This window comes from Stenotrophomonas sp. STEN009 (assembly GCF_056760395.1).
This window is the reverse complement of sequence record NZ_JBRRES010000011.1, coordinates 1-21,480: the sequence shown is the minus strand read 5'-3', so window position 1 is coordinate 21,480 and position 21,480 is coordinate 1. Positions and strand designations below refer to the sequence as shown.

General features: G+C 67.9%; 19 protein-coding genes. 10 read left to right on the top strand and 9 right to left on the bottom strand.

Going from position 1 to position 21,480, the window contains the following annotated elements; genetic code table 11:
• Window positions 1-36: 36 nt before the first annotated feature.
• Together dprA and ACVOMM_RS07240 are read right to left on the bottom strand one after the other, a co-directional pair.
• The gene (gene dprA / locus ACVOMM_RS07245; protein WP_481526067.1) at window positions 37-1,164 is read right to left on the bottom strand and encodes a DNA-processing protein DprA; all 1,128 of its coding nucleotides are present in this window, start codon (window positions 1,162-1,164) and stop codon (window positions 37-39) included.
• Window positions 1,165-1,243: 79 nt separating this feature from the next.
• On the bottom strand, window positions 1,244-2,374 hold the full coding sequence (locus ACVOMM_RS07240; RefSeq protein ID WP_053517112.1) for a LysM peptidoglycan-binding domain-containing protein: 1,131 nt from the start codon (window positions 2,372-2,374) through the stop codon (window positions 1,244-1,246).
• A 126-nt stretch (window positions 2,375-2,500) separates the two neighbouring features.
• Here ACVOMM_RS07240 and def point away from each other — a divergent pair, with 126 nt between their 5' ends.
• The 9 genes from def to ACVOMM_RS07195 all read left to right on the top strand — a co-directional run bounded on the left by def (window position 2,501) and on the right by ACVOMM_RS07195 (window position 13,800).
• Entirely contained in the window at window positions 2,501-3,013 is a 513-nt protein-coding gene (gene def, locus ACVOMM_RS07235; RefSeq protein WP_053517114.1) for a peptide deformylase, read from the top strand.
• A gap of 121 nt (window positions 3,014-3,134) precedes the next feature.
• Window positions 3,135-4,058, top strand: coding sequence for a methionyl-tRNA formyltransferase (gene fmt, locus ACVOMM_RS07230; protein ID WP_481526066.1), 924 nt, complete (start codon window positions 3,135-3,137; stop codon window positions 4,056-4,058).
• Window positions 4,059-4,061: 3 nt separating this feature from the next.
• On the top strand, window positions 4,062-5,393 hold the full coding sequence (gene rsmB, locus ACVOMM_RS07225; protein WP_481526065.1) for a 16S rRNA (cytosine(967)-C(5))-methyltransferase RsmB: 1,332 nt from the start codon (window positions 4,062-4,064) through the stop codon (window positions 5,391-5,393).
• Between the two features lie 22 nt (window positions 5,394-5,415).
• Window positions 5,416-7,128 (top strand): glycosyltransferase family 39 protein, encoded by a 1,713-nt coding sequence (locus ACVOMM_RS07220; RefSeq protein ID WP_346480472.1) that lies wholly within the window; start codon window positions 5,416-5,418, stop codon window positions 7,126-7,128.
• A 143-nt stretch (window positions 7,129-7,271) separates the two neighbouring features.
• The gene (locus tag ACVOMM_RS07215) at window positions 7,272-8,537 is read left to right on the top strand and encodes an O-antigen ligase family protein (RefSeq protein WP_053517197.1); all 1,266 of its coding nucleotides are present in this window, start codon (window positions 7,272-7,274) and stop codon (window positions 8,535-8,537) included.
• A gap of 220 nt (window positions 8,538-8,757) precedes the next feature.
• Window positions 8,758-10,266 (top strand): alanine/glycine:cation symporter family protein, encoded by a 1,509-nt coding sequence (locus ACVOMM_RS07210; protein WP_065175761.1) that lies wholly within the window; start codon window positions 8,758-8,760, stop codon window positions 10,264-10,266.
• A complete protein-coding gene (locus ACVOMM_RS07205) occupies window positions 10,267-11,103 on the top strand; it encodes a TrmH family RNA methyltransferase (RefSeq protein ID WP_065175762.1) in 837 nt (278 codons plus the stop codon).
• Between the two features lie 246 nt (window positions 11,104-11,349).
• Entirely contained in the window at window positions 11,350-12,339 is a 990-nt protein-coding gene (locus ACVOMM_RS07200; RefSeq protein ID WP_481526064.1) for a hypothetical protein, read from the top strand.
• Window positions 12,340-12,348: 9 nt separating this feature from the next.
• Window positions 12,349-13,800, top strand: coding sequence for an alanine/glycine:cation symporter family protein (locus tag ACVOMM_RS07195; RefSeq protein ID WP_253120043.1), 1,452 nt, complete (start codon window positions 12,349-12,351; stop codon window positions 13,798-13,800).
• Between the two features lie 137 nt (window positions 13,801-13,937).
• On the opposite strand, the gene ACVOMM_RS07190 is transcribed toward ACVOMM_RS07195, so the two are convergent.
• From ACVOMM_RS07190 to ACVOMM_RS07175, 4 genes are all read right to left on the bottom strand, one after another.
• On the bottom strand, window positions 13,938-15,359 hold the full coding sequence (locus tag ACVOMM_RS07190) for a M28 family peptidase (protein WP_053517073.1): 1,422 nt from the start codon (window positions 15,357-15,359) through the stop codon (window positions 13,938-13,940).
• 178 nt (window positions 15,360-15,537) lie between these two features.
• On the bottom strand, window positions 15,538-15,942 hold the full coding sequence (mscL, locus tag ACVOMM_RS07185) for a large-conductance mechanosensitive channel protein MscL (protein WP_053517072.1): 405 nt from the start codon (window positions 15,940-15,942) through the stop codon (window positions 15,538-15,540).
• A 52-nt stretch (window positions 15,943-15,994) separates the two neighbouring features.
• Window positions 15,995-16,711: a fumarylacetoacetate hydrolase family protein gene (locus ACVOMM_RS07180; RefSeq protein WP_065181655.1), complete on the bottom strand. Its 717-nt coding sequence runs from the start codon at window positions 16,709-16,711 to the stop codon at window positions 15,995-15,997.
• A 78-nt stretch (window positions 16,712-16,789) separates the two neighbouring features.
• Window positions 16,790-17,071: a hypothetical protein gene (locus tag ACVOMM_RS07175; protein WP_065181654.1), complete on the bottom strand. Its 282-nt coding sequence runs from the start codon at window positions 17,069-17,071 to the stop codon at window positions 16,790-16,792.
• 180 nt (window positions 17,072-17,251) lie between these two features.
• On the opposite strand from ACVOMM_RS07175, the gene ACVOMM_RS07170 reads away from it, so the two are divergent.
• Window positions 17,252-17,587, top strand: coding sequence for a Rieske (2Fe-2S) protein (locus ACVOMM_RS07170; RefSeq protein WP_053517065.1), 336 nt, complete (start codon window positions 17,252-17,254; stop codon window positions 17,585-17,587).
• Window positions 17,588-17,880: 293 nt separating this feature from the next.
• On the opposite strand, the gene ACVOMM_RS07165 is transcribed toward ACVOMM_RS07170, so the two are convergent.
• From ACVOMM_RS07165 to ACVOMM_RS07155, 3 genes are read right to left on the bottom strand one after another with little or no spacing between them, the layout of a single operon-like run.
• On the bottom strand, window positions 17,881-19,728 hold the full coding sequence (locus ACVOMM_RS07165; protein WP_053517063.1) for an SLC13 family permease: 1,848 nt from the start codon (window positions 19,726-19,728) through the stop codon (window positions 17,881-17,883).
• Window positions 19,729-19,755: 27 nt separating this feature from the next.
• Entirely contained in the window at window positions 19,756-20,490 is a 735-nt protein-coding gene (trmB, locus tag ACVOMM_RS07160) for a tRNA (guanosine(46)-N7)-methyltransferase TrmB (protein WP_053517060.1), read from the bottom strand.
• Window positions 20,490-21,284 carry a thiazole synthase gene (locus tag ACVOMM_RS07155; protein WP_053517058.1) on the bottom strand — a complete coding sequence of 265 codons (795 nt, stop codon included), beginning with the start codon at window positions 21,282-21,284 and terminating at the stop codon, window positions 20,490-20,492. The genes trmB and ACVOMM_RS07155 overlap by 1 nt, the downstream gene beginning before the upstream one ends.
• Window positions 21,285-21,480 lie beyond the last annotated feature (196 nt).

The window sequence follows — 21,480 nt, the reverse complement described above, 5'->3', positions numbered from 1 at the left end:
CGGCCTGCGTCGCGCGACGCTGTGGAGGTGAAGAAACTAGGGAGTTCGACAGTAGCGGCCGTGTACGCAGACCACGATTCCCGCAAGTTCCATGGCCAGCAGCATGGAGGACACCTGCGGCGCCGTCAATCCACAGCGCGTGATCAGTGAATCCATACTGATTGGGTCAAGGTCCAGGGCCTGCCACAACCGCTGGTAGTCAGGGTCGCCGACCCAGCGTGCCGGCAGGTCGGCTGGCACTGCCTGTTCAGTGGGGGTGGCCAGCCGCGATTGCAAGGCCGGCAGCTGCTGGCGCAGGGCCGGGGCCAGCAGCTCCAGCACGTCCTCGGGCCGTTCCACCAGGGCGGCTCCCTCGCGGATCAGGCGGTGGCAGCCGGCTGCCCGCGGATTGAGCACCGAGCCGGGCACGGCGCATACCTCGCGACCGGCCTCGGCGGCCAGGCGCGCGGTGATCAGGGCGCCGGACCGGTGCGCCGCCTCGATCACCACGGTGGCCAGGGCCAGCCCGGCCACCAGCCGGTTGCGCGCCGGGAAGTGGCCGGGACGGGCAGCCGTGCCGGGCAGGTACTCGCTGAGCACGGCGCCCTCGGCGCCGATCCGGGCCTGCAGTGGCGCATGGTGGTCCGGATAGGCACGGTCGGGGCCCGTTCCGATGACGGCAACGGTACTGCCGCCGGCATCCAGCACTGCAAGGTGGGCGGCCGCATCGATGCCGGCTGCCAGGCCGCTGGCGACCGCCAGTCCGGCTTCGGCGAAGCTGCCGGCAAAACGCGCCGCCAGCGCACGACCGGCCGGTGTGGGTGAGCGGCTGCCGACCACCGCCACCGCCGGGCGCCAGGCCTGGCTGGGGTCGCCGGCCACGAACAGCGCCAGCGGCGGGTTGGGGACCTCCGGCAGCAGGGGCGGGAAGGCCGGGTCGGTAACGGCCAGCAGGTGATGATTGTCGTCCTGCAGCCAGTGCAGGGCGGCTTTCGACCGCTGCGCATCGGGGCGTTCCAGTGCCGCGCACTGCTCCGGGGTGCAGCCATGGGCGCGCCAGCCGGCCACGCCCAGCGCAAGGGCCGCTTCGGCGCTGCCCGCGCCCTGCAGCAGTGCCCGCCGCGGCGCCAGCGCGCCTCCCGCCATCACCAGGCGCACCAGCGCCTCATCTGCCTGCTTGGTCATCCCCCCACTATCGACCGCAGACAACAAAGGCGCCCTAGGGCGCCTTCGCGTGCGGCTGTCAGGGATGTTCCCGGCAACCCTACTTCGTGTCCGGATGCAGCGCGCTGTAGCCCACCCGTACAGGCTTCACGCCCTGCATCACCAGCGCATAGCTGACGTTGTCGAAGGTGCGGAACACCATCGCATGCGCGGCGTACTCGTCGGGCAGCGAGACCCGGCCGGCGCCGGTACTGAGCGAATCATCCATGCGCGAGGACCCCGGGTACTTCATCCGGTGCGCGACGTGGCGGCCCGGCCGCCACAGCGAGAACACGGTGCCGTTGTCCACGCCCTGCGCGCGGCCCGCCGAAATGGCGATCACATCGCGCGGCCCGCCAACGCTGAACATGTCGGTCACCGCGAGCACACGCACGTCCACGCCCTCGACGCCCGCCGCCGGCACATGCGGCACGAACTGCAGGTCGTAGGGCCTTGCCTCGACCGGCACCAGCCGGTCGCCGGCGCGGACTTCACGCCCGCCGCTGTTCTTGTCCAGCACCAGGGTGGACGCCTCGACCTTGCCGCCGGCAACCTGGGTGATGGTGCCCGTGCCGACCTGCATCAGCTCGTAGCCCAGCATCTGGTGCGCACGTCGCGTCGGCGCGTTGTAGGCCCGCCACAGGTTGCCGCTGCCGGGGGTGACCTCGCCATTGGCGGTCAGGTCCTCGGTGGGCTTGGGCACGCCATAGCGCACGGTCGGGCGGACCACGGCCCAGCGCTGCCCGACCTGGGCATCGGCCAGGCGCACGTACACGGCTTCGCCACTGCTGGCGCGCAGGCGGTCTTCTTCCAGGCCCGCCACGTAGGGCAGGTGGTCGATGCGGTCGACCACGCTCAGCTGCTTCAGGAACGGCTCGACCTGGGCCAGCGGAATGGCATCGATCGGGGCCTCCTGGCGGGGCCCGGGCTGGGCCGTCACACGGTCCAGGTAGGCCAGGCTCAGCACGTCACCCGGATAGATCAGGTGCGGATTGGCGATCTGCGGGTTGGCCTGCCAGATCTCCGGCCACAGCCAGGGCTTCTGCAGGAAACGCGCGGCGATATCCCACAGCGTGTCCCCTTTTCGGACCACATAGGTATCCGGGTGCCCGCCATTCACTTCCACGGCGGTAGCATAGGCAGCCACGGTCAGCATCGCCGCGGCGACGACCGTACGAAAACGAAGCAACATAGGTGTGAAGCCCTGATTCCCCAACAGGTCCGCGCACTATAGTCCAGAAACCGGGGCGCAAGGCAAGCGTTGCAGCTAGAATCTGCGACGTATGCCGGCGTGCCGGCCCCCTATCCGGAAACTGCCATGGCCCTCCTCCCGATTCTTGAGTTCCCCGATCCGCGCCTGCGTACCAAGGCCGCGTTGATCGACGCCGCCGAAGTGACCACGCCGGCCTTCCAGGAACTGGTCGACAACATGTTCCAGACCATGTACGACGCGCCGGGCATCGGCCTGGCCGCTACCCAGGTGGACGTGCACAAGCGCTTCATGGTCATCGATGTCAGCGAAGAGAAGAACCAGCCGCTGGTGTTCATCAACCCGGAGATCGTCGCCAAGGACGGGGGCCGGGTGTACCAGGAAGGGTGCCTGTCGGTGCCGGGCATCTTCGCCGACGTGACCCGTGCCGACACCATCACCGTGAAGTTCCTTGACCGCAATGGCCAGGAACAGCAGATGGAGGCCGGTGAAGTGCTGGCCACCTGCATCCAGCACGAGATGGATCACCTGGACGGCAAGCTGTTCATCGATTACCTGTCGCCGCTCAAGCGCGAGATGGTCCGCAAGAAGCTGGCCAAGCAGCGCAAGCACGTGGCGTGATCGCCGCTCCGGGCCGCCCGCAGGGGTGGCCCGTGCCCGCGCGCAGCGCGCGGGCTGTACGGCGCCGGCCGACGGCGCCGTTTTCTTTCCTGCACGAATCCATCCTGCAAGTGGGGTAGCCATGAGGATTGTCTTTGCCGGTACGCCGGAATTCGCGGTGTCATCGCTGCGCGCAGCGGCGCGCCACCACGAGGTCGTGGCCGTCTACACCCAGCCTGACCGTCCGTCAGGCCGTGGTCGCGGCCTGGCCCCCTCGCCGGTGAAGCTTGAGGCGGTGGCCCGCAGCATTCCGGTGTACCAGCCCGAATCGCTGAAGGACGAAGCGGCCCAGCAGCAGCTGCGTGACCTGAAGCCGGACCTGATGGTGGTGGTGGCTTACGGCCTGATCCTGCCCAAGGCCGTGCTGGCCATCCCGACCTACGGGTGCTGGAACGTGCACGCTTCGCTGCTGCCGCGCTGGCGCGGTGCGGCGCCGATCCAGCGCGCGATCCAGGCAGGTGACGAGACCACGGGCGTGTGCCTGATGCAGATGGAAGCCGGACTGGATACCGGCCCGGTGCTGCTGCACCAGGCGCTGCCGATCGCGGCCACCGATACCGGTGGCCAGCTGCACGACAAGCTGGCCGAGCTGGGTGCGCAGGTGTTGTCCGATGGCCTGGGACTGCTGCGCGCCGGCATCAAGCCGATCGCGCGGCCGCAGCCGGAGCAGGGCGTGACCTATGCGCACAAGCTGGACAAGGCCGAGGCGAAGCTGGACTGGGCGCAGGATGCAGCGGTGCTGGCGCGGACCGTGCGTGCGTTCAACCCGTGGCCTGTCGCCGAAGCAACGCTGGCCGGCGAGCGCGTGCGCATCCATGGCGCCGTGGCGCAGGCGATGGAGCACGGCCAGGCACCGGGAACGGTACTTGCTGCCGGCCGCGAAGGCATCGACATTGCCTGCGGCCAGGGCGCGCTGCGCCTGCGCGTGCTGCAGCGCGAAGGTGGCAAGGCGATCACTGCCGCCGATTACCTCAACGCCCGTCGCGACCTGCGCGTGGGAGCGTAAGCGGTGACGAAACAGAATGACTTCTCCATCGCCAAGGCGGCGCCGGGTGCAGCCACCCGCATGCTGGCCGCGCGCGTGCTGGCCCAGGTGTTCACCCGTGGCCGTTCGCTGAAGGCGGAACTGGCGTGGGCCCTGCCGAAGCTGGCCGACAGCCGTGATCGGGCGTTGCTGGAAGCGCTGTGTTTTGCCGTGCTGCGCCGTCGCAGTACCTATGACGCGGCATTGCAGGCGTGGATGCAGAAGCCGCTCTCGGCGCGCGATGCAGACCTGCGCACGCTGCTGATGGTCGGCTTCGCCCAGCTGGACGTACTGGAACTGCCGGCGCACGCGGCCCTGTCGGCCACCGTCGACGCAGCGCGTGCGCTGGGCCGTGAGCGCCAGGCGGGCCTGGTCAATGCCATCCTGCGCCGCGCCCAGCGTGAGGGATTCCCGGAACAGCCGGCCCGCGATGCATTTCCGTCCTGGCTGGCCGAGGCCATCGAGCGCGACTGGCCGGCGCAGGCCGAGGCGATCTTCAGCGCCAGCCTGCAGCCTGCGCCGCTGTGGCTGCGCGCCAACCGCCAGCACGGTGGCCGCGAGAAAGTCCTGGCCGTGCTGGCCGAGGCCGGTATCGTCGCCGAGCCGAGTCCGCTCAGTGCGGACGCGTTGCGGCTGGCGACGCCGGTCGCTGTCAACCAGCTGCCCGGCTTCGCCGAGGGCGCGCTCTCGGTGCAGGATCTGTCCGCGCAGTGCGCGGCCGATGCGCTGGCGCCGGCCGCCGGGGCGCGGGTACTGGATGCCTGCGCCGCACCGGGCGGCAAGTCGGCGCACCTGCTGGAGCGTGATCCCAGCCTGCGCCTGCTGGCGCTGGACATCGACGCCCGTCGCCTGGCGCGTGCCCGTGACACGTACGCGCGCACGGGTGTCGGTGAGGGCGCACAGACCCTGGCGGCAGACGCCAGCGATCCTGGCGCGTGGTGGGATGGCACGCCGTTCGATGCGATCCTGCTCGATGCGCCCTGTTCGGCCACGGGCGTGATCCGCCGCCAGCCGGATGTGATGTTCCACCGCCGCGCCGAGGACATCGATGCGCTGGTCGGCGTTCAGGCCCGGCTGCTGGAGGCATGCTGGTCGATGCTGCGCCCCGGTGGCGTCCTGCTGTATGCCACGTGCTCGATCCTGCGTGCGGAGAACATCGAGCAGATCCGCGCGTTCCTGAAGTGGCACCCGGATGCGGTGGCGCAGCCGTTGGACGAGGCGTTCGGGCTGGATTGCGAAGGCATTGCACGCCAACGACTGCCCGGTGACAGCGATGCTGACGGATTCTTCTACGCGCGTCTGCTAAAAGCGGTGTGAATCCGCTGCCGTTCAAGTCCTCATGCTGAAAACCCGCGCGTCGCGAGAGACGTGGTTGTTCGTGGTGATGGCCCTGCTGGTGCTGGGGGCTGGACTCGGCCTGCGCGATCCCTGGCCGTCGGATGAGCCGCGCTTCGCGCTCGTCGCCAAGCAGATGGTGGACAGCGGTCACTGGTTGTTCCCGCATCGCGGCCTGGAGCTGTACTCGGACAAGCCGCCGATGCTGATGTGGTGGCAGGCCACGCTCTATCACCTGATCGGCGATTGGCGGCTGGCGTTCCTGCTGCCCTCGCTGATCGCCGCGCTGGGCACGTTGTGGTGCGTGGTCGATCTCGGCGATCGGCTGTGGACGCGACGCGTCGGCCTGTACGCAGGCTGGGCACTGCTGTTCGCACTGCAGTTCACCTTCCAGGCGAAGAAGGCACAGATCGATCCGCTGGTGGTGCTGTTCATCACCCTGGCCAACTACGGGCTGCTGCGCCACCTGCTGCTGGGCCCGGCATGGCGCTGGTGGTGGCTGGGCTGGTTCTTCGCCGGGATCGGCGTCATCACCAAGGGCGTGGGTGTGATCGCCCTGCTGATGCTCGTTCCGGCCGTGATCGGCTCGGCGCTGCGGTGGAACGGTGTGCGCCTGCATGCGCGCGACCTGCGCTTCTGGCTGGCGCCGCTGGCGTTCCTGCTGGCCGTGGCGCTGTGGCTGCTGCCGATGGTGCTGGCGGCGCTGGCGACCGGGCTGGACGAGTACCGCGCCTACATGGACGACATCCTGTTCCAGCAGACCGCAGGGCGTTATGCCCAGTCCTGGGACCATCACCAGCCGTGGTGGTACTTCCTGGCAATCATGCCGTCGATGTGGATTCCCGCGTTCCTGGCACTGCCGTGGGCGATTCCGGCCTGGCGCCGCCGGCTGCAGCGACGCGACGCGCGCTACCTGCTTCTGCTGGGGTGGTGGTTGCTGATCGTGCTGTTCTTCTCGATTCCCGAGGGCAAGCGCGATGTGTACATTCTCCCTGCGCTGCCGATGTTCTGCCTGGCCCTGGCGCCGCTGCTGCCCGGCCTTCTGCGCCGTCGCGACGTGCAGGCACTGCTGGGGCTCTTCACGCTGGCCCTGGCGCTCGGCACGCTGCTGGCAGGCGCACTGGCATTGCTGGGCGAGCCGGGATTTGAGTCGAGGCTGGAGCACGAACGTGGTCTGGCACCGGGCGTGATGGATGCGTTGGCCTGGGCGGCGCTGGCGATGGGCGCCTGCGGTGTGGCCAGCCTGTTGCTGTCTGGCCGTGGCCGGCGTCATCTGGCCATGGTGTCGACCCTGGCCACGGTGTGGGTGCTGTACAGCCTGGTGGGCTACCCGCTGTTGAACGATTCGGGTTCGGCGCGGGGCCTGATGCGCCATGTGGGGGAGCGCATCGGCCCGCAGGCCGAGTTGGGCCTGGTGGCCTGGAAGGAACAGAACCTGCTGATGGCCGATCGACCGGCGGCCACGTTCGGCTTCAACACCCCCTGGGATGAACAACTGCAGGCGGCGACGCGCTGGCAGCGACTGGTGCCGGCGCGGCGCTGGCTGCTGGTGCAGGAGGACGCCCTGTTGCCGTGCGTGGACCGCGACCGGGCCGAACCGGCGGGCGTGGCCAATCGTCGCCGCTGGTGGCTGGTGCCGGCGGAGGCGGTGGTCGCGCCCTGCCAGGCCAGCGATCGCGAGCGCGAACGTGAACGGCGTTTGCAGGAACGGGGATAAAGACCTGTGTCCACGCTTGTCCAGACTGCCCAACAGGCGACAAAGGCAGTAAAACAGCACACTGGGAGTGGCCGTTGTGGCCGCCCCCGTTCTTCCCGCACACCCGCAGCGAAACTTCCGACGTGCCAGCTCCACCGGACAACCTGAACCCCGCGGCCGGCGACCTGCCGGGTGCCCCCGTCGGCGGTCGGCAGCGCACGGCGCACTGGCTGGCGCAGATCGGTCTGTTCTGCCTTCCGGCGCTGGTGCTTACCGTGCCGATCAACCTGCTTCCGTATGGCCTGTTGCTGCTGGCCAGCACGCTGCTGGCGCCGGAACTGCTGTGGCGCGCCCGGCACATGGGCGGGCAGCCGGTGAAGGTGCTGACCTGGCTGATGCTCGCGGTGCTGGCACTGGGCCTGCTGTCGGTGCTGCTGTTCGAGCAGGGGCTGCGCGATGTCGACAACCGCTCGCGCTTCGTGGTGATCCCCTGGATCGCCCTGTGGGTCTGCGCGTTGCGCCCGGACCTGCGCTGGCTCTGGCGTGGCGCGCTGGCCGGGCTGCTGGTCACCTTCGCGATGTCGCTGTGGCAGGTACTGCAGGGGGCTCCGCGTGCGGAGCTGTTCACCAATGCCATCGTGCTGGCCGACATCGTGATGGTGCTGATGGTGCTGCTGGTGTTCTGCCGACCTTCGCGACGCTGGTCGCTGGTGATCGTCGGCATGGCGGCCGGCTGTGGAACCATCGTGTTGACCGGCAGCCGTGGCGTGTTCGCGGCGTTGCTGGCTCTGCTGGTGGTGCTGGCGCTGAGCCTGCGCTGGCGGACCGGCACCGCCCGCCTGTCGGTGCTGGCAGGCATGCTGGCGATTGGCGCCACCCTGCTGCTGTCGGTGCCCGAGCTGCGTCACCAGGTGCGGCTGAGCGAGCTGCACAGCGACATGCAGCGCATGGAGCAGGGCGACAGCGACTCTTCCGCCGGTGCCCGCGTGGAGCGTCTGCAGGTTGCCTGGGATACCTTCCTGGACCACCCGCTGGTCGGTGTCGGAATCGGCCACTTCGATGACGCGATGCAGCGTGTGCCGGTCTGCCGCGAGAACCCGGACGAACAGCGGTGCCACCTTGGCCATGCCCATAACGACGTGGCCGAATGGGCCGCCACCCAGGGCATGCCCGGCCTGCTGCTGCTGCTGGCGGTGTATGGCGTTCCGCTGTGGGTGTTCGTGCGCCTGCATCGGCGCAGCGGGCGCAGTACGTTCCGCGGGCCTGCCGCGGCCGGGATCATGATCGTGACCACGTACGTGCTGTGCGGGCTGACCCAGTCGATGTTCGCGCACCAGATGACGGCCAGCTTCTACGTCACCATCGTCGGCCTGCTGGCCGGGTTGTCGATCCTGGAAGGTGCCCGCCACCGCGGGGCCAACGCGGGTTGACGCCCCGCCGCCGGGGGGGGGGGGGGGGGGGCCCCCCCCCGTCCCCCCCGCCCGCCGGGGGCGCGCCCGGGCCCGCCCCCCGCGCCCCCCGGGGCCCCCGCGGCCCCCCCCCGGCGGATGCCTTCCGGCGCTATCGCAGCGACCTTCGATCAGGGAGAATCGACCGGTCCCTTCCAGCCGACGGGACGTCCATTCACCCCGCCGACTGGAGAGAGCGCGCGTGGAAGCTACCGTACATTTCGTCAACAGCATCATCTGGAGCAAGGCACTGATCTTCGTGTGCCTGGCGGCCGGCCTTTATTTCAGCGTCCGCACCCGCTTCATGCAGATCCGCGGCTTCGTGGAAATGTGCCGCCTCACCGTCAAGGGCGAAAAGTCCGACGCCGGTGTTTCTTCGTTCCAGGCGCTGGCCATGTCCATGGCCGGGCGCATGGGTATCGGCAACATCGCCGGCGTGGCCACGGCCATCGCCTTCGGTGGCCCCGGTGCGATCTTCTGGATGTGGGTGATGGGCTTCCTCGGTGCATCCACCTCGTATGTGGAATGCACCCTGGCGCAGATCTACAAGACCAAGGATGCCGAAGGCCGCTACCGTGGCGGCCCGGCGTACTACATTGAAAAGGCGATGGGCCTGAAGTGGTATGCCATGGCCTTCGCCATCGCCACGATCATCGCCGCCGGCTTTCTGATGCCGGGCGTGCAGGCCAATGCCATCGCCGACAGCATCATCAATGCCTGCCGTGGCGGTGCGCTGTGCGGGCCGCTGGATGGCCAGGCCTTCGGCATGGAATCGGTTGCCGCGCTCAAGCTCGGCATCGGCATCGTGGTCGCGCTGCTGCTGGGCGTGGTGATCTTCGGCGGCGTCAAGCGCATCGCCACCTTCGCCGAGATCGTGGTGCCGTTCATGGCGGCGGCCTTCATCCTGATGGCCATCGTCATCATGATCCTCAATGCCGACCAGGTGCCGGAGATGTTCGGCATCATCTTCAACAGCGCGTTCGGCACCCATGCGGCGTTCGGCGCGATGATGGGCCTGGCGATCGAATGGGGCGTCAAGCGCGGCATCTACGCCAACGAAGCCGGACAGGGCTCGGGCCCGCACGCGGCGGCGGCCTCGGAAGTCTCGCATCCGGCCAAGCAGGGCTACGTGCAGGCGTTCGCGATCTACTTCGACACCATGATGGTGTGTACCGCCACCGCGTTCCTGATCCTGGCCAGCGGCACCTACAACGTGTACTCGCCGGTGGAAGGCGCGGCTCCGGTGTTCCAGGGCCTGGCCGGCATTCCGGAAGGGGCGGGCTATGCGCAGGCCGGCGTTGAAGCCGTGCTGCCGGGCTGGGGCGCGTCGTTCGTCTCGCTGGCGATCTTCTTCTTCGCCTTCACCACCATCATGGCGTACTACTACATGGCCGAGACCAATCTCAGCTATGTGAACCACAACAAGCACCGTCCGCTGACCGTGTTGTGTCTGCGCCTGGGCATCATCGCCATGGTGGTGTTCGGTGCGTTCCACAACGCGACCCTGGCCTGGGGCCTGGGTGACATCGGCGTGGGCCTGATGGCCTGGCTGAACATCATCGCCATCTTCATCATCCAGAAGCCCGCGATGCTGGCGCTGCGCGATTACGAACGACAGAAGAAGCTGGGCCTGGATCCGACGTTCGATCCCGATGCACTGGGCATCCGGAACGCCGATTTCTGGCGCCAGCGCAAGCAGGAGAACGTGTAAGTGAACAACCCCTGGAACAACCGCCGCCCGTCCGCTCGTCCGCCGCGCGCCACACCGTTGCCGCGCACGGACCTGCCGGCAACGGGCGGCGGTGGACGCGGAGGCAGCGATGAGCTGCGCCTGTACGGCCTGAATGCCGTGCTGGCCGCGTTCGCAGCGCGGCCGCAGGCACTGCGCAAGCTGTATCTGCTGGAGGCCCGGATTCCGCGACTGCAGCCGCTGTTGAAGTGGTGCGTGGCCAACCGCGTGGGTTACCGCGTGGTCGAGGAGGGCGATCTGAACAAGCTGGCCGGAACCACCCACCACGAAGGCGTGGTGGCCGACGTGCTGCGTGCGCCGACCGTGCCGCTGGCGCAGTGGCTGCAGCAGATCGGCGAAGGCCCGTCACTGGCGCTGTGGCTGGATGGCGTAGGCAATCCGCACAACCTCGGCGCGATCCTACGTTCGGCGGCGCACTTCGGCGCGAAGGCGCTGCTGTTGCCGGCCGGCAGCACGCTGGCGCTGTCCGGTGCGGCTGCCCGCGTGGCCGAAGGCGGTGCCGAAGCAGTGCCGCTGGTGCAGCTGCCTGCGACCCCGCAGGCGATGGCCCAGCTGCGCGATGCTGGCTTCGGTCTGGCGGCCACACTCGTCGATGGGGGTGACGATGTATTCCGCACGTCGCTGCCGGCGCGTCTGGTCTACGTCATGGGCGCCGAAGGCGAGGGGATGGACCGCGACCTGGCCGGTGAATGTGACCTGCAGGTCTCCATTCCCGGCAGTGGCGCGGTGGAGAGCCTAAATGTGGCCTCGGCCACCGCAGTGCTGCTGGCGCAGTGGGCGAGCCGTCGCGACGGCTGACGGACCGGTCGCCGCCATCGGCTGCCAGGACCCGGCCCCCGTGGCCGGGTTTCTTTTGCGCGATGTGCCGGCGGGACCACCGGGGACGTCGCGCAGCGTCAAGGCGGCTTAAGGCGGATTGCGTCGTCTTGCGTTGCGTACAGCCTGATTTTTCCGATCAAGCATGCTTTTGAAACTTGCCTCATTGTTGCGCCCTCTTGCTCGACGCAGGTTGGAGTTCCATTCCTGTCAGGCAAGGTGTTCCACATGCATGGTCGTCATCGTTGCGCCCTCGGCGCGCTCCTCTCGCTGTCAAGCCTGCTTGCGCCCGTCGATGCGCATGCCAGCGCACGCAGTCTGGAAGGCGTCAATTTCACGGGTCCGCTGATCACCCCGAATCCGGCCGGCATGCCGAAGGGGCACGGCTACATCGAACCCTATCTGGTACGTGTCGACAGCCGTGATCACTTCGATGACCGTGGCCAGCGCCAGCGCAGCGGTGAACGTAGTGGCGGCTGGACGGTGGTGGTGCCCATCGCCTATGGATTGGGTGAGCGGATCACCGGCCAGGTCAACCTGAGCGCGTCGCGCGCCGAATCCGGTGCCGCCCACAGCCGGGGTTTCCGCGCGGGTGACACCACTGCGCGCCTGCAGTATCTGCTGCAGGCGGCCAATGCGGATGGCACCCGGCCCGCGGTTTCAGTAGCGCTCGTGCAGCGCTTCAGCACGGGCAGCCATGACCGCATCACCGGCAATCCGCTCGACGCGCAGGGTGACGGCGTGCAGCGTACCGTTGCCGCGCTGGGCGTGCAGCAGGTGGTGTGGCTGGGCAACGAGCGGCCACTGCGCTGGCGTGCCCAGCTCAGTGCGGGTCCGGCGCCTTCCCGCACGGCCCTCACCGGTGCCAGCGTGTACGGTACCGCCGCGGGCTTCCAGGGCCACATCGCGCGCGGTTCGGTACTGGGCCTGTCGATCGGCGCCGAATACAGCGTCAACCCCCGCTGGGTAGCGGTGATGGAAGTGGCGGCCAGCCGCGAGACCCGGCGACGCCTCAGCGGCTTCGCTCCCGGCGCGGACGGCGCCATCGCGCGCGTCGACGAATGGCGCCCGGCCAGCCGTGCGCTGACTTTCGCCCCTGCGTTGCAGTACCACTTCAGTCCCTCGCTTGGCCTGATCGCCGGCGTGGAGGTCACGGTGGCCGGCCGCAATGCCGCCCGCCTCATCAGCCCCCAGGTCGCCCTGGGCATGTCCTTCTGAGGGGGCGCGATGAACGTCGAATCGATCGTCAATGCCCTTCTCGGCGTGGTGTGGAGCCCTTACCTGGTGGTGCTGTGCCTGCTCGCCGGCCTGTACTTCAGCGTGCGCACCCGCTTCATCCAGCTGCGCGCGCTGCCTGACATGCTGCGCCTGGTGTTCCGCCATGAGCGGTCCGATGCAGGGGTCTCCCCGTTCCAGGCGTTGTCCCTGTCGCTGTCCAGCCGGGTGGGGGTTGGCAATATCGCCGGTGTGGCGATGGCCATCGCCTTCGGTGGTCCCGGTGCGATCCTGTGGATGTGGGTTGTCGCTTTCCTGGGTGCGTCCAGCGCCTTCATCGAATCGACGCTGGCGCAGATCTACAAGGATCGCGATGCCGGTGGCCAGTATCGGGGTGGCCCGGCCTACTACATCGAGAAGGGACTGGGCCAGCGCTGGTATGCGGTGCTGTTTGCACTGGTCGCCGTGCTGGCCGGCGCGATGCTGGCGGGTACGCAGTCCAATGCGATCACCAGCGCGGTGAATGAAGCCTGGGACGTACCGGTCGTGTTCACCACCGGCGCACTGCTGGTTGCACTGGGTGCCATCCTTGTCGGCGGTGTACGCCGCATCGCCGGTGTCGCCCAGTGGCTGGTACCGCTGATGGCGATCGCCTATCTGCTGGTGGCCGCGATGGTAATGGTGCTCAACGCGGACAAAGTGCCGGAGGTCGCAGCGCTGGTGCTGCGCAGTGCCTTCGGCATGGACGCAGCGTTCGGCGCCATGATCGGCACGGCGATCCAGTGGGGCGTGCGCCGCGGCGTGCTGTCCAACGAAGCCGGCATGGGCAGTGGTGCGCACCCGGCGGCCGCAGCGGAGGTCTCCCATCCGGTCAAGCAGGGCCTGGTGCAGTCGTTCTCGGTCTATATCGACACGATGGTGGTGTGCAGTGCGACCGCCTTCCTCATTCTTTCGACCGGCCTGTACAACGTCTACGACCCGGCGGTGAACGGCATTCCGGATGATGCGCGTCTGCTGTTGGGCAATCTGCCGGGCGTCGAGGCCGGACCGCGTTTCGTGCAGCACGCGGTGGAATCGGCATTGCCGGGCTTCGGCCGTTCATTCGTGGCGTTGGCCATCCTGCCCTTTGCGTTCACCACCATCCTGGCGCTGTACTACATGGCCGAGACCAACATCAGTTACCTGTGCCGGGACCGCCCGATGCCGTGGGTGATAGGCGGGTTCCAGCTGCTGTTCCTGCTGGCCACCGGCTACTCGGCGCTGAACAGTGCCACGGTCGCCTGGTCGCTGGGGGATATCGGCGTGGGCCTGATGAGCTGGTTGAACATCTTCGCCATCCTGCTGCTGCAGAAGCCGGCGCTGGCCGCGCTGCGCGATTACGAACACCACCGTCGCTTGGGGACGGATCCCCTGTTCGATCCGCACCGGCTTGGTGTTCGCAACACCTGCGCGTGGGAACGGTAATTGTCCAGGCAGATGGGGTGACCCAGCCTGGTGGGCGCGATCCCCTCTGGTGGATGCGATCCTTGCTGGTGGGTGCGGACCTTGGTCCGCACCTCCTTTCCCGCTGCGCTCGCCGGGCATGGCCCGGCGCTGCCGCATCACTCGTTCGGCGGTGTCGTCGCTTTGGCTTCACTGCCGAAGTTGCCGTCGGCCTCTGCGGCCAGATAGGCAAATACGGTGTATGCCGCCACATTCTGCGCCAGCGCCTTGGGGTCGATCTTGTCCAGCGTGTCGTCGGCGGTGTGGTGCAGGTGGAAGTAGTCCGAACCATCCTGTGCCAGCCACGCCCAGGCGCCCCCCTTGGCCGCCAGCGGGCCGATATCCGGCCCCGGGCCGCCCTTGTCGGCTGCGTACTCGATGCCCAGCGGCTTCATCACCTCGGCGATCTGCCGGGTCGCTTCGCGCGAGCCTTCCGGGTTTGGCGAGCCGGTATTGAACGCATAGATGCGGCCGGCACCGAAATCGCTCTCGGCAGCCAGCTGGTGCAGCGCCACGTCCTTTGCATGTGCTTCGGCGTAAGCCTTGCCGCCGTACAGCCCCTGCTCTTCGTTGGCGAACGCGATCACCCGGATCGTGCGCTTGGGGGCCTGCTTGAGCTGGCCGATCAGATGCCCCGCGGCCATGGTGATGCCGACACCTGCGCCGTCATCGACGGCACCGGTGCCCAGATCCCACGAATCCAGATGGCCACCGATCACCACGACTTCCTTGGGCAGGGTGCGGCCAGTGATCTCGCCGATCACGTTGTAGGAGGTCGCCGTACCGTCCCAGCCGCAGTCCAGCGCGACTTTCACCGTAGTGCTGCCACGTGCCAGCAGACGTGCCAGCTGGTCGGCATCGGGCACCGACAGGGCCGCGGACGGTACCGGGGTCAGGCCGTCATCGAATCGGGTGATGCCGGTGTGCGGCACGCGGTGCGAATCGGTGCCGGCCGAGCGCATCAGGAAACCGACGGCGCCCTTGCGGATCGCCTCGGAAGGTCCCTTGCTGCGGATCGCGCCACCACGGCCGTAGTCGCGGCCATCGCGGAACGGCAGCATCTGGTAATCGACGAAGGCGATCTTGCCCTTCAATGAACCGGCGGGCGCAGCCTGCAGCGCGGCCAGGTCGGCGAAGCGCACGACCTCTGCTTCAACGGTACCGCCCGGGCTGCCACCCAGTGCGGTGATCTGCAGCGGCTGCGGGTTCCTGCCGGTCACGGCGGCGTGTTCGCTGCGGCGCTCCCACTTCGGGAAGGTCACCGGTTCTTTCCAGACCTTGTCGAAACCCAGGGCCTTGAACTTGGCTTCGGCCCAGGCGACCGCACGCGCGTCGGCTTCGCTGCCGGCGATGCGTGGACCGATTTCGGTGGTCAGCGACTCGACCACCTTCCAGCCGGTGTCATCGGCCAGGGCCTGATCGCGCAGCTGCGCGGCCGTGGCCAGCGACGCCGGGGGCAGGGTAGTGGCGCGCGGTGCCGCGAAGGCCGGGGCGGCCAGCAGGGCAAGGGAGGATGCGATGGCAAGGACGCGGCGACGCATGGACAACTCCGGGAAGGGACCAAGCCTTGGAGCTTAACAGTCGTTCAGACGCGCGCATGGGCGGGAGGTCATGTCCGGAGCGAACGCTGTTTTCCGCCACATCCGGCAAAGCGAAAGCCCCGCCGGAGCGGGGCTTTCACATGCGGCGGGCTCGCCGGGTACGGCCCGGCGCTACGCCTTATTTCTTCAGGCTGTCGCGGATCTCGCGCAGCAGCACCACTTCCTCGGCCGGGGCGGCGGGAGCGGCTTCCTTCTTGCGCGACAGACGGTTGATGACCTTGATCACCAGGAAAATGGCGAACGCAACGATCACGAACTGGATCAGGGTGTTGATGAAATCACCGTAGCCGATCACCACCGCTGGAATCTCCTTGCCGTCCGGCCCGATGCGTGCCGGCGACAGCGTCCACGCCAGCTGCGAGAAGTCCACCTTGCCGATCAGCAGGCCCAGCGGCGGCATGATGATCTTCTCGACCAGTGCAGTGACGATCTTGCCGAAGGCGGCGCCGATCACCACGCCGACGGCGAGGTCGATGACGTTGCCGCGCATCGCGAATTCCTTGAATTCGGTGAGCACTCCCATGTGTTTTCTCCTGTGGGGGATGTGGACAGCGCGCAGAGTAGCGCAGGTGGTGTCAGCCGGCGATCACGCCGTGGCGCTCGGCCACGTTTTCCAGGCGCGCGCTGAAACGGTCGCCCGGCTTCAGTGCGGCCACTCCGGACGGCGTGCCCATGAACACCAGGTCACCGGCGCGCAGCTGCCACAGCTTGGACAACTCGTGCAGGATTTCCGGCACGTTCCAGATCATCTGGTCCAGCAGGGCCTGCTGGCGCACTTCGCCGTTGACTTCCAGCGACAGGTTCAGCGCCGCCAGATCGCCCACTTCGCCGGCATGCACGATTTCGCTGATCGGTGCAGAGGCATCAAAGCCCTTGGCGGCATCCCAGGGATGGCCCTTCTCCTTGGCGGCCGCCTGCAGATCGCGGCGGGTCAGGTCCAGGCCGACGGCATAGCCGTACACCAGCGCTTCGGCATCGGCCACGGGAAGCTCGCCGGCCGGGGCATCACGGCCGATCGCCACCACCAGCTCCACTTCGTGATGCAGGTTGGCCGTCGCGGGCGGATAGGGGATGGCATCGTCATGGCCGACCACCAGCGCATCGGCAGGCTTGCTGAAGAACATCGGCCGGCCGCGGTCGTCGGCCGCCGGCACCGCGGCTCCCATTTCGCGCGCATGGTCGGCAAAGTTGCGACCCACGCAGTAGACGCGGTGCACGGGGAAGCTGCCACCGCCCACCACCGGAACACGCGGCGTGGCAGGTGCAGGGATCACATCGGAAACGTCGGACATGCGGGCATCCAGGAAGGGAATGCCCGCAGTCTAGAACGCATGGCGCCCGCCGTCAGCGGGCACGCCGGCCGGCAGGGCTCAGCGCGAGGCCGGCAGCACCGGCTTGCGCACCACCCGGTACTCGCCCTCGACCACGGTCGGGTCGACCGGTCGGGCTGCACCCGCCTTGCGCGAGGCCAGCAGCTTCCACGCCAGGCCGACCAGGATCATCGCCGCACCGACGAACACGCCGATGAACACCATCGCGGCCAGGATCGCCAGGCCGAGCAGGCCCACGGCAACGCGCACCAGCGGGTGACGCGGCTTGCGCGGCGCGAACAGGGTGCGGAACTGGTTGAAGGCGGAATCGCGATTGAACATGGCGGCTCGATAGGCTGGGAAATCAGCGAAACCAGAGTATCGGGAGCCCGCACTGTCATTGAGTGAAAAACTCGTTAAATATAGCCTGTGCTTATTACGAATCAATGACTTGTGTTCATCCTGCAGCCAGTCACCTGAGCAGGCGTGCGACAATGCTTCTTTACTGTCCGAGCCTTCGCCATGACTGCCGCTGTTGCCCTGATCGCCCTTGATGCCATTGCCGATGGTGCGTTTGCCGAGGTCGAAGCAGTGGTCGAGGGCGATGCCGAGTCGTTGCTGCTGTATCGCGACGGCGCACAGGTGCGCGCCTTCCTGAACATCTGCCCGCATGCCGGCCGTCGCCTGGACTGGGCGCCGGGGCAGTTCCTGAAGAGCCGTGAGGGGCATCTGGTCTGCGCCGCCCACGGCGCCTCGTTCGCGTTGGACAGCGGTGACTGCATCGCCGGCCCCTGCAAGGGCGACCGCCTGCGCGCGGTGCCGGTGGACGTGCGTGATGGGCAGGTCTACCTGGCCTGAGGCCGGCTGGGGGGCGGCTCCGTTTTCCGTAGGAGAACGGCTCTGACCCACCAAGCCAGGAGCAGTCGAGCATGGCTCGACTCTGCAAAGGCATCCACGCATGGCGTGGATCTACCGTGTCGACCAAGGTCGACACCTACCAAAGCGGTGCACGACGCCGTTCTGGCAGATCGCAGAAATCTGTCGGACCCACCCCGCCATCCCACGAAATGCACGCTTTTGCCGTTGAGGTTGCCGGCCAGCGGCCGGCACTACTGGGGTGCAGGGCGCAGCCCTGCCGATGAACCCGACCCTCAGAACATCAGGTTGATCATCAGCACCACCACACAGGTGTAGATCAGCGACAACGGTCCGCCGACCCGCCACATCTCGCGCGGGGTGTAGTTGGCCGGGCCGGTGATCATCGAGATGACCGGATTGGAGGCCGTCATCAGATTGTTGGAGGCCGACAGCGCCACGATCAGTGCGAACGCGGTGGGGTTGCCACCCGCCGCCAGCGCCAGATTCACCGCGATGGGCACCATCACGATGGTTGCGCCGACATGGCTGATCACCAGCGAGAACACCGTTGTCAGCAGCGCCAGGGCCAGCTCCAGCACCCACACCGGTATGCCGGTGGGGAGCTTGTCGATGGTATGGCCGGCGACCCAGGCCGCCGCGCCGCTGGAGTCCATCGCCCAGCCGAGCGGGATCAGTCCGGCCATCATGAACACGGTTTTCCAGTTGATCGAGGCATAGGCCTCGTCCATCCGCAGCACGCCCGTCAGCAGCATGCCGGCCACGCCGGTCATCAGGGTCAGCGCTACCGGAAGCTTGCTGGTCAGCGCGATCAGGATCGTCAGCGCGAAGATCGCCATGGCGATCTTGAACTTGTGCGGGCGCTGTTCGCCGGTCGGGTAGTCGGTGACCACCACGAAGTCACGGCTCTTGGCGGCCTGCGCCAGGTCGGTCCAGATGCTGTGGAAGACCAGCATGTCGCCAGCGCGCAGCTGCACGTCGCGCACGTCCTCGCGGATCACCTGTTTGTCGCGGTTGATCGCCAGCAGGCTGATGCCGCGCTCCTTGCGCAGGCGCAGGTCGGCCGCACTCTTGCCGATCACGTTCGAGGTCGGCGGCACCACCGCCTCGGAAATGCCCGCGCGGCTGGGATTGAACAGGTCGCCCAGGTGCTTCAGCCGCGAGGACATGCGCAGGAACTGGTTCTGGGCGAAATCGCCGATCTGCTCGCGCGGACCCATCGCGCCCAGCACACTGCCCACCCAGATGCGCATTTCCGCCGGTGGCGCCAGCCGCGTATCGTTGCCGGTCTTCAGCGCCAGCAGCAGCGGCGCGTCATGCAGGCTCTCGGCCTCGCCCAGGGTCATGCCGACCAGCGGGCTTTCGGCGGTGACCACCAGTTCGAACACATCGCCTTCGATGCCGTAGGTCTTGGCGAAGTAGCTCTCGGTACGGGCCGGGGTGACCCCATCGTTGACCAGGGTCTCTTCCTCGATCAGCTTGCGGTCGCCGTAATAGCGGAAGTACAGCAGCGAGGCGATCAGCAGCGCCACGCCGATCGGCAGCGGCGCGAACATGCGCAGCGGCTCGATGCTGGCCAGGCCGGAGGGCAGGTTGTTGTTGGCCGAGGCCAGCAGGTCGTTCAGCAGGATCAGCGGCGAGTTGCCGACCATGGTCAGCGCACCGCCCATCACGATCGCCGCCGAGATCGGCAGCAGCAGCCGCTGCATGGTCAGCCCGGTGCGTGCCGCCAACCGCGAGGCGACCGGCAGGTACAGCGCCATCACCGACGGGTTCTGCATGAAGGACGAGTTCAGGCCGGCGATGGCCGTGGTCATCATCAGCAGGCGCTGCTCGATGCCATGTCCGCGTCGCAGCAGCCAGGCCGCGAGCCGGTTCAGTGCGCCGGTGCGGTCAAGGCCCGCACCGAGGATGGTGGTGGCGATGATGCTCATCACCGCGTTGCCGGAGAAGCCGCCGAAGATTTCCTCCGGGGCGATCAGGCCGGTCACACCCAGTACCACCAGCACCACCAGCGCGACGACGTCGGCGCGGATCCGCTCGAACAGGAACATCGCCATCGTGAAGCCGACCAGCCCGAGTACGAGCTTCATGTCGTTGGTCAGCGTCAGCGCGGTATCCATGTGGGGCGCGGCGTCCTCGGGCGATCGTCAGGTGCGGTCGTACAACAGGTCCCAGACGCCATGGCCGAGCTTCTGGCCGCGGGTCTCGAAGTGGGTCTGCGGCCGCCATTCCGGGCGCGGCACGCTGCCCCGCGGACCGGCCCGGTTGACCAGGCCGGCGGTCGCATCGAGCACGTCCCACATCTGTTCGGCGTAGTCTTCCCAGTCGGTGGCGCAGTGCAGGCGGCCGCCCGCACGCAGCTTGCGCACCAGCAGCTCTGCGAAGGCCGGCTGCAGCAGGCGGCGCTTGTTGTGGCGCTTCTTGTGCCACGGGTCCGGGAAGTAGATGCGCACTTCATCGAGCGCGCCATCGGCGATCTCGTTCTGCAGTACTTCCACCGCGTCATGGTGGTACAGGCGCACGTGGTCGGCGTTGTCGTCGGCCAGGGCGTTCAGCAGGCGGCCGACACCGGGCGCGTGCACTTCGATGCCGATGTAGTCGCGCGACGGGTCATGCTGGGCAGCAAAGCGCAGTGCAGCGCCGTTGCCGAAGCCGATCTCCAGCACCTTGTGCGCCGGGCGACCGAAGGTGGCGTCCAGGTCGCGCGGCTGGCCGCTGTAATCCAGGCCGAAGCGCGGCCAGCGTTCGTCGAACGCGCGCTGCTGGGCAGGCGTGAAGCGGCCCTGGCGCAGCACGAAACTGCGCACCTCGCGGCGCCCCTCGCTGACGGTGAACGGCTTGGGCGGGGCCTTGGACCCAGCGCTGTCGAAAGGATTGGTCATCAGCCGATCAACCCATCCACCGGCGACGACGCGCTGGCGTAGCGCTTGCGCGGGATGCGCCCGGCCAGGAACGCCTCACGGCCGGCTTCGACCGCCTTGCGCATCGCGCTGGCCATCAGCACCGGGCTGCGCGCGCCGGCAATGGCCGTGTTCATGAGCACGCCATCGCAGCCCAGCTCCATCGCGATCGCCGCATCCGATGCCGTACCGACGCCGGCATCGACGATGATCGGCACCCGGGCGTCTTCGATGATCTGCAGCAGGTTGTACTTGTTCTGGATGCCCAGGCCCGAACCGATCGGCGCGGCCAGCGGCATCACCGCAGCGCAGCCGATCTCTTCCAGGCGCTTGGCCAGGATCGGGTCGTCGGAGGTGTAGACCATGACCTCGAAGCCATCCTTGACCAGCTGTTCGGCGGCCTTGAGGGTCTGCATCACGTCCGGGTACAGGGTCTTCTGGTCGCCCAGCACTTCCAGCTTGGTCAGGTTGTGGCCGTCCAGCAGTTCACGGGCCAGGCGGCACGTGCGCACCGCGTCTTCGGCGGTGTAGCAGCCGGCGGTGTTGGGCAGGATGGTGAAGCGCTCCGGCGGCAGCACGTCCAGCAGGTTCGGCTCGCCGGGGTTCTGCCCGATGTTGGTGCGGCGGATGGCCACGGTGACGATCTGGGCGCCAGCGGCCTCGGTGGCCAGGCGGGTTTCTTCCAGATCCTTGAACTTGCCGGTGCCGGTGAGCAGCCGCGAGCCGTAGGTCTTGCCGGCGATCACCAGCGAATCGGGGGAGACATGAACGTTCATGGCGCGATTATCGCTTATCCGCCTGAAGATGGGGTCGTCACTTCGATGCCGCCGGGGGGGGGGGGGCGGGGGGGCCCCGCCCCCCCCCTGCCGCTACGGCTCAATGCCCGCCGTCGAGCGCCTTCAGCTCGCTGACCAGCGACGCTGCCGCCTCAGCGCCGTCCCCGTACAGCATGCGCGTGTTGTCGGCGTAGAA